The organism is Pseudobutyrivibrio xylanivorans DSM 14809 (assembly GCF_900141825.1).
GTDB classification, from domain to species: Bacteria; Bacillota; Clostridia; order Lachnospirales; family Lachnospiraceae; genus Pseudobutyrivibrio; species Pseudobutyrivibrio xylanivorans.
Genome location: NZ_FQYQ01000045.1, coordinates 1 through 6,532, shown reverse-complemented (window position 1 = coordinate 6,532; position 6,532 = coordinate 1). Strand labels below are relative to the sequence as shown.

At 34.8% G+C, this 6,532-nt stretch carries 6 protein-coding genes; 5 read left to right on the top strand and 1 reads right to left on the bottom strand.

Going from position 1 to position 6,532, the window contains the following annotated elements; genetic code table 11:
• Positions 1-464: 464 nt before the first annotated feature.
• The 5 genes from BUA88_RS15630 (at position 465) to BUA88_RS15610 (ending at position 6,160) form a co-directional block, all read left to right on the top strand.
• Positions 465-1,964, top strand: coding sequence for an RNA-binding domain-containing protein (locus BUA88_RS15630; RefSeq protein ID WP_072919682.1), 1,500 nt, complete (start codon positions 465-467; stop codon positions 1,962-1,964).
• Between the two features lie 154 nt (positions 1,965-2,118).
• The gene (locus tag BUA88_RS15625; protein WP_072919680.1) at positions 2,119-3,033 is read left to right on the top strand and encodes a hypothetical protein; all 915 of its coding nucleotides are present in this window, start codon (positions 2,119-2,121) and stop codon (positions 3,031-3,033) included.
• Positions 3,034-3,045: 12 nt separating this feature from the next.
• Positions 3,046-3,897 carry a hypothetical protein gene (locus tag BUA88_RS15620; RefSeq protein WP_072919679.1) on the top strand — a complete coding sequence of 284 codons (852 nt, stop codon included), beginning with the start codon at positions 3,046-3,048 and terminating at the stop codon, positions 3,895-3,897.
• A gap of 125 nt (positions 3,898-4,022) precedes the next feature.
• A complete protein-coding gene (locus BUA88_RS15615; RefSeq protein ID WP_072919678.1) occupies positions 4,023-4,760 on the top strand; it encodes a LytR/AlgR family response regulator transcription factor in 738 nt (245 codons plus the stop codon).
• Complete coding sequence (locus BUA88_RS15610; RefSeq protein WP_072919677.1) at positions 4,757-6,160, top strand: GHKL domain-containing protein; 1,404 nt, start codon at positions 4,757-4,759, stop codon at positions 6,158-6,160. Before BUA88_RS15615 ends, BUA88_RS15610 begins: the two co-directional genes overlap by 4 nt.
• A gap of 169 nt (positions 6,161-6,329) precedes the next feature.
• On the opposite strand, the gene BUA88_RS16255 is transcribed toward BUA88_RS15610, so the two are convergent.
• A partial coding sequence (locus tag BUA88_RS16255) for a hypothetical protein (RefSeq protein ID WP_159430917.1) occupies positions 6,330-6,532 on the bottom strand: 203 nt, incomplete at its 5' end.

Sequence of the window (6,532 nt, the reverse complement as noted above, 5' to 3'; positions counted from 1 at the left end):
AAAAGGAAACAACACCTACCGGTGTTGACTTGATTAAAAGTGCTATGCACAGACCTAATCTTTCATTTGCTTGATTACAGTGTATCTGCCCAGAAATGGGAGTCAAGGATGCTTTGCACCGAAGGAGTTGTCCTTGACACCCATTTCAAGGCAGATAAAATATCAACAAGCAAAAGAAGGATTATTTGTCGTACAAAAAAGTACGGCATTAAACATTAATCAAAGGACTGCGGAGCAGGGCTTCCTTTTAAAAGATAAAAAGAGTAAGATAGTCACAAATCTAATTCTTATCACAAACACACAGGGATTGTCTTTTCTGTGATTTCCGAGAACAAATTTACGCTGCCTTAAACTATAAGTCCAATGACATAGTAATATTTTTAGTATAAAATCTTTTATGTAGTTCTTTATATTTTGTTTATCACAAAGGACTTTAACATATCTTAAAGGAGTTAGCGTAAAAAATGAAACTCTCATTTGAAGAAATTAAAAGAAAATTGCTTTTAGGTGAAAATGTAAATCTTGAATGTAAGGAGGCTGAATCTACGATTCCAAAGTCAGTGTATGAATCATATTCAGCATTTGCAAATACATCTGGTGGAGATATAGTTTTAGGTGTTAAGGAAAACAAAAAAGAGGTAAATCCTGAAAAGAGATTTATTATCCAGGGAATATCTAATCCAACTAAGCAGATAGAGGATTTTTGGAATACACTCAACGGAAATAAGGTCAATGCAAATATTTTGATAGATGATGATGTGTATACTGTATCTGCTGATGGCGTCGTACTGATTATTATCCATGTACCTCGTGCAAGTTACAATTTGAAGCCAGTTTATATTGGAGAGAATCCATATAAGGGTACATTTAAGCGTAATAACGAAGGAGATTATCATGCTACAGAGCACGAGGTTCGTGCAATGATAAGGGATCAAAATCCAAATGGAAATTATAGTGCTATTTTGGAACACTATAATATGGATGATATTGATATCACAACCTTATCATCATATAGGCAGATGTTTAAAGTTACTAATCCAGAGCATGTTTGGAATTCTTATGATGATAAGGAATTTCTGAGAATGTTGGGAGGCTACGCTAAAGATCGCATGACCGGCGTGGAAGGTCTGACTGTGGCAGGGTTGCTTATGTTTGGAAAAGGTCTTCCCATTAGAGAAAAATTTGATAATATTCTCATGGATTACCGGGATGAAAGCGGTTTATCAGGGGATATGCGTTGGAGTGACAGACTAACTTACGATGGTACATGGGAAAATAATTTGTTTAATTTCTTCACTATTGTAGCTAGAAAACTGACTTCAGATTTAAAGAAACCTTTTAGACTTGAAAATGAAACCAGAATAGATGATACAGCTGTGCATAAAGCTGTTAGAGAAGGTTTTGTTAATCTTATTATTCATTCAGATTATATGATGGATGCCGGTGTTTTAAAAGTTATTAAGAAAGAAGATGGTTTTGAATTTACTAATCCAGGAGTCTTGAAACTGCCTAAAGAAGAAATATATTTGGGAGGCAATTCAAAAGCTCGTAATCCTAAGATGCAGACAATGTTACGAATGGTTGGCTTCGGAGATAATGCAGGCTCAGGCTTCCCGGCGATACTTAAGGCATGGAGTAATAATGGTTGGGTTACACCAGAGTTAGTTGAAAATACCGTGTTGAACCAAGTTTGCTTATCGCTTACTTTTGAAAAAACGGCGGTAAAAAACGGCGATAAAAAAACGGCGATAAAAAACGGCGATAAAAAAACGGCGACAAAAAGTGAGGTACACATTAAAAACATAATTGAATTTTTATCTACTGTTGGAGAGGCTTCAACTGCTGAAATTGCTGAAAAGATAGGATTAAAACCATCTAGAACAAGGGAAATATTATCCACTCTTGATGATGTGGAAGCCATTGGTTCTAACAAAGATAGAAAATATATTTTAAAGAGTAAATAGCTTTTGGTTACATATTTTTGCCTACTGATTACATATCTATCAAAGCATTACTCAATTCACACGATAAATATAATAGCAAGGAAGTTTAAGCATTGTTTCAATGGAATGAAAGTTTTGTTGAGACAATGCTTTCTTTTATGAGAGGAGTGTTTTCATGAGTATTAGTTTTGATCCTAACATTTCAGCAAGTGTTTATAAGGCTCTTTATAATTATGACAACAAACAGAAGTCCGGCAAGGTTGATAAAAGTAAGCTGTCTAGTAATATGACTTATTTAGAGAAAATGAAGTCTGCTGCGGACAAGACGAATAATATTAGTTCGACTTCAGATGTGAAGAATACTGGTGCATCAAAAAACTCAGTTGCAACCAGCAGTGTTGACGAATCATTGAAAAAACATCCAGAATGGAAGGAAAGTGTTAATAGTATGGTTGATTCTGGAATAAAAGCTAGAGAAATGTATGGTGCAAAAAATGTAGATATTGATTCTATGACAATGGATGAATATAAGAGTTATATTTCAGATATCATCGGCAAGATTCCATTTGATGCATCGCATCCATATGATGAAGAAACAGTTTATATCTCAGAAGAAGGCTGGGAACAGATGAAAAAAGATCCTAAATATGAGGCTTGGGTTCTCGGCTATACTGTTGAAAACAGGGCTGTAAAAAATCCATTCTTTGGTATGGGCGATAAAGGCGCATATTGTATAGAGAATTTTGGAGCATCAATAGAGGAGCATAAAGGTGCTGGATATTCTAAAGTTTATACAGGTTCAGCAAGACAGGCGCGCTCAATATATGAGACTGCTTCATCTAGAGCAGGTGGAATAAAAACAAAAGCTCCACAGGCGGATTTACAACCTGACCCAGATTGGACTTTAGAAGAACAACTTAAGAAGAATAGAAAGAATAAAGATTATTGGGATGAAGTATATGAAGCAAGGTTGTATCAAAGCAATAAGCTTCAACAAGATTTAAATAATAAATATTACGAAAAAATGAGAATTAGCCAGATTGAGATGATGTCGAGTTTTAATAATAACTGGAGTAATCTACTATTCTAGGAGGAAAATGCTATGTATGGAATGTCAGTACAGCAAGCTCTTTTAAGTTACACTAATACTTTTATAACCGGAATGAGGAGCTATACAAAATTGAATGAAGCATCTAGCTTTTCAGAAACATTGTCGAAAGTCAAAGCAGCAAAAACATCTGACAAGAAAAGAATACAACCTGAACAGAGTACAGTGGATAAATATATTTCTAAGCATCCAGATAGAAAAGCTGATGTTGAGAAAATGGTTACTGCTGGAAACAATGTAATCAAGCAATATCTTGGTGAAAACTATAATCCAGATGACTTAACCTTGGAGGAATACAAAGAACTAATAAATGATGTTATTTCAAAAATTCCTTATGATTCCAGCCAGTTAAATGATGTAGAGTACTTGAATATAACCGAGGACGGCTATAAGCAAATGAAGTCAGATCCGAAGTATGAAGCCTGGGTACTTGGATATTTTAAGATTGATAGATCTGTGCATTTTCCTTTTGGTGCACAGGGAAACTATCATAGTGAACACTTTGGAGCTTCAATAGAAGAACATCACGGTGAGAGTTATCATATGGATCTTGGTGATGAGAAAGATGAAGAGCGTTGGTGGAAAAAACGTCAAAAACGCCATGATATGCTAATGGAGCAGATGGAAAAATATTATGAAAAGCGCCATAACGAACGAGAAGCAGCCATGAAGAAAAATGCTGGTAGAATTACGGTAACAGATACCGAAGCAATCTTTAGCTCAAGGGGGGCAAATAATACCTTGGATGATAGCAGTTATTTGGAAGGAGAAATAAGTGCTGCAGCAGAATTTTTTATGATGATTGCTACTGGTGGTGGCGCTACTGGAGATGGAGTTGGAAATTAATATTGTTTATTATGAGAGGGCGTAATGTCCTCTCATTACATTTTTTTGACCTTTCATTACATATGGCGTAATAATATTATTAAATAGATTTATACTGAACTTAAAAGATATTATGGGTGAAATATATGAAGATTGTGATTTGTGATGATTCAAAGCTAGCATGTGATAAATTGGATGCTATGGTTAAATGTGTATTGCCAGATGTTGAGATTAAATGCTTTCAAGATATTATCAGCTTACAGGCATACATAAAGACACATACTACTGATTTGCTATTTATGGATATTGATTTAGGTAATGGTGTAGATGGTATGCATTTTGTAAGGGAACTGCGTCAATCTGCAGGGGCAGAGAGTAAAACTCATAGTACATTACCACTAATTATTTTTGTTACAGCACTAGCTGAAAGAATGCCAGAGGCTTTCTCCGTCAGAGCGTTTTGGTATCTAGTAAAACCATTAAAGCAGGAAACACTCAGAGAGGTTCTTATTCAAGCGGAGTCAGAAATTGAAACTTTAGGTGCAGTGGTTGTAGCATGTAAGCTGGAAATAAAAATTAATGGCAATACAACTTTAGTAAGTCTTTCAGATATTTTGTATATTGAAAGTATTGGAAGAAAGATTAGAGTTGTAACAAGAAGTGGAGAATATGAATCCTACGCAAAGATTATAGAACTTGAAGAACGACTTCCTAAAAGTTTTTTCAAAATTCATCGCAGCTACATTGTAAATTTTGAACAAGTAAGCAACTACTCTTCAAGTTCGGTGGAATTGACTAATGGAACTACTATACCGATTTCAAAATACAAGTACAAAGAATTCGTAAATACGTTTTTGGATTATCAATCGGGGAATATACTATGATTAAAGTATTATTAAGTGCCTTTGGTTATTTGGGTATAATCGCAAAAGTTGCAGTGTTCTTATATCTTTTTTATTTGTTTATACCATTGGATTTGTTTGCAAAATCGGTGAACAATAACTTCGACAGCAGAAAACGTGCCACACCAGTAAAGAAGGAAGATTTTCTGAGTATGGCCATTATTGTGATGTTGGTTCAACTTATCCTATGGCAGATTCCAGCTACAACATTTCCGATAAGCGTATTAGGTATAATCGGTGTAGCAGTGCCATTTTCACTTATACGATTTAAGGATCATATTACAGAAACAATTTATGTAATAAGCCTATGGTGGTGTTTGAGGTCAGTTTCGTTTTTCATTATTAATACGTTGACAAATTGGTATTCGGATTATTTGATGAAGGATATTTTGACAGCTTCTAATGTGGAAGAATATGTTGAAGTCAGAACAGGTATCATCCAGATTTCAGTTGAAATAATGTATGTCTGCATCATTGTTCTAGCAATTATACCAATCAAAAAAATAGTTAAACGCTATGAGACCATCGATTGGAATGATTTAGCTTACCTGCTAGTACCCAATATACTTGGAATTCTTATAACTTGGATAATGATAAGCATAATCATAATTGTTGTTGATGGAACTCCTTTCATTTTGATGGATCAAAAACCTGAGCTTTTATTTATTTTGCCGATTCTTGCATTGTTAATATATCTTGGCACGGTAGTAGCGCTTTTGCGTTTCGTTAAAAGCCAGGAGGCAAAAAGAACTCAGCAATTGTATTTCACAGAGCATTTGGAAAAGGAAGCATTTGAAAACCGACTTCAAGAAACAACCCGTGTCAATGAGCAGGTTAGAAGTGTGAAGCATGAAATAGTTAATCACTTTGCTAATATCAAAGCGTTGGTGGATGACGGTCAGTATGAAGCACTTGCTGAGTATATAACTAACCTTGATGTAGATATTTCTAAGATAGATAGTATAAGCTTCACTGGGAATGCAATCATCGATGTAATATTAAACGACAAAATGGCTAAGGCTAACAAACAGGATATTACCATAAATATGTCCGTTGGTTTTAATGATGCGTGGGGAATACAGGCATATGATATAGGGATTATTATTTCTAATCTTTTAGATAATGCGATTAAAGCGGTGCAGGATTATGACGGAGCAGATAAGATTATAACTTTTTCTATATTGTCTAAGAGTCCAGTGATAATAATCTGCTGTGAAAACCCTTATAGCGATGAAAATAAAAACCAGACTGAAACTCAGCTTTGGCATGGACTGGGGTTAAAGAATATTGAATCTATTGCTAATAGATATAATGGTACAATGCGAGTTGAAGGAAAAAATGGTAGATTCATGAATACGGTGATGTTAAAAGCACAGTTTTAATATAAAGATACCATTCGTTACGAAAAAAATACTTTTCACTACAATATGTTGATTGTCAAGTAGATTTGACCCGCTTTTTCGTTTAGTTCTGACCCACCAGTGATGATTTTACTGGGTGGGTCAGTTTTTTTGTTATTCCTATTTTTTATACTTTGTTTTGACCCACCTCTTAGTGAGCAATTATCTGATAACCATCATTATGAAGTGAAGTCTGATCAATAATAATGGTTCTATCTATGACATTCATATTTACATACTTGCTGATTTCTAAAAGCTTATCTCCAATTAGCTCCTGGATGAGCTTATCCATTGCCACAGCTTTCGAATTATCATTAGGAAATGGTATTGCTTCCATTTCTTGGTGTGGAGCAC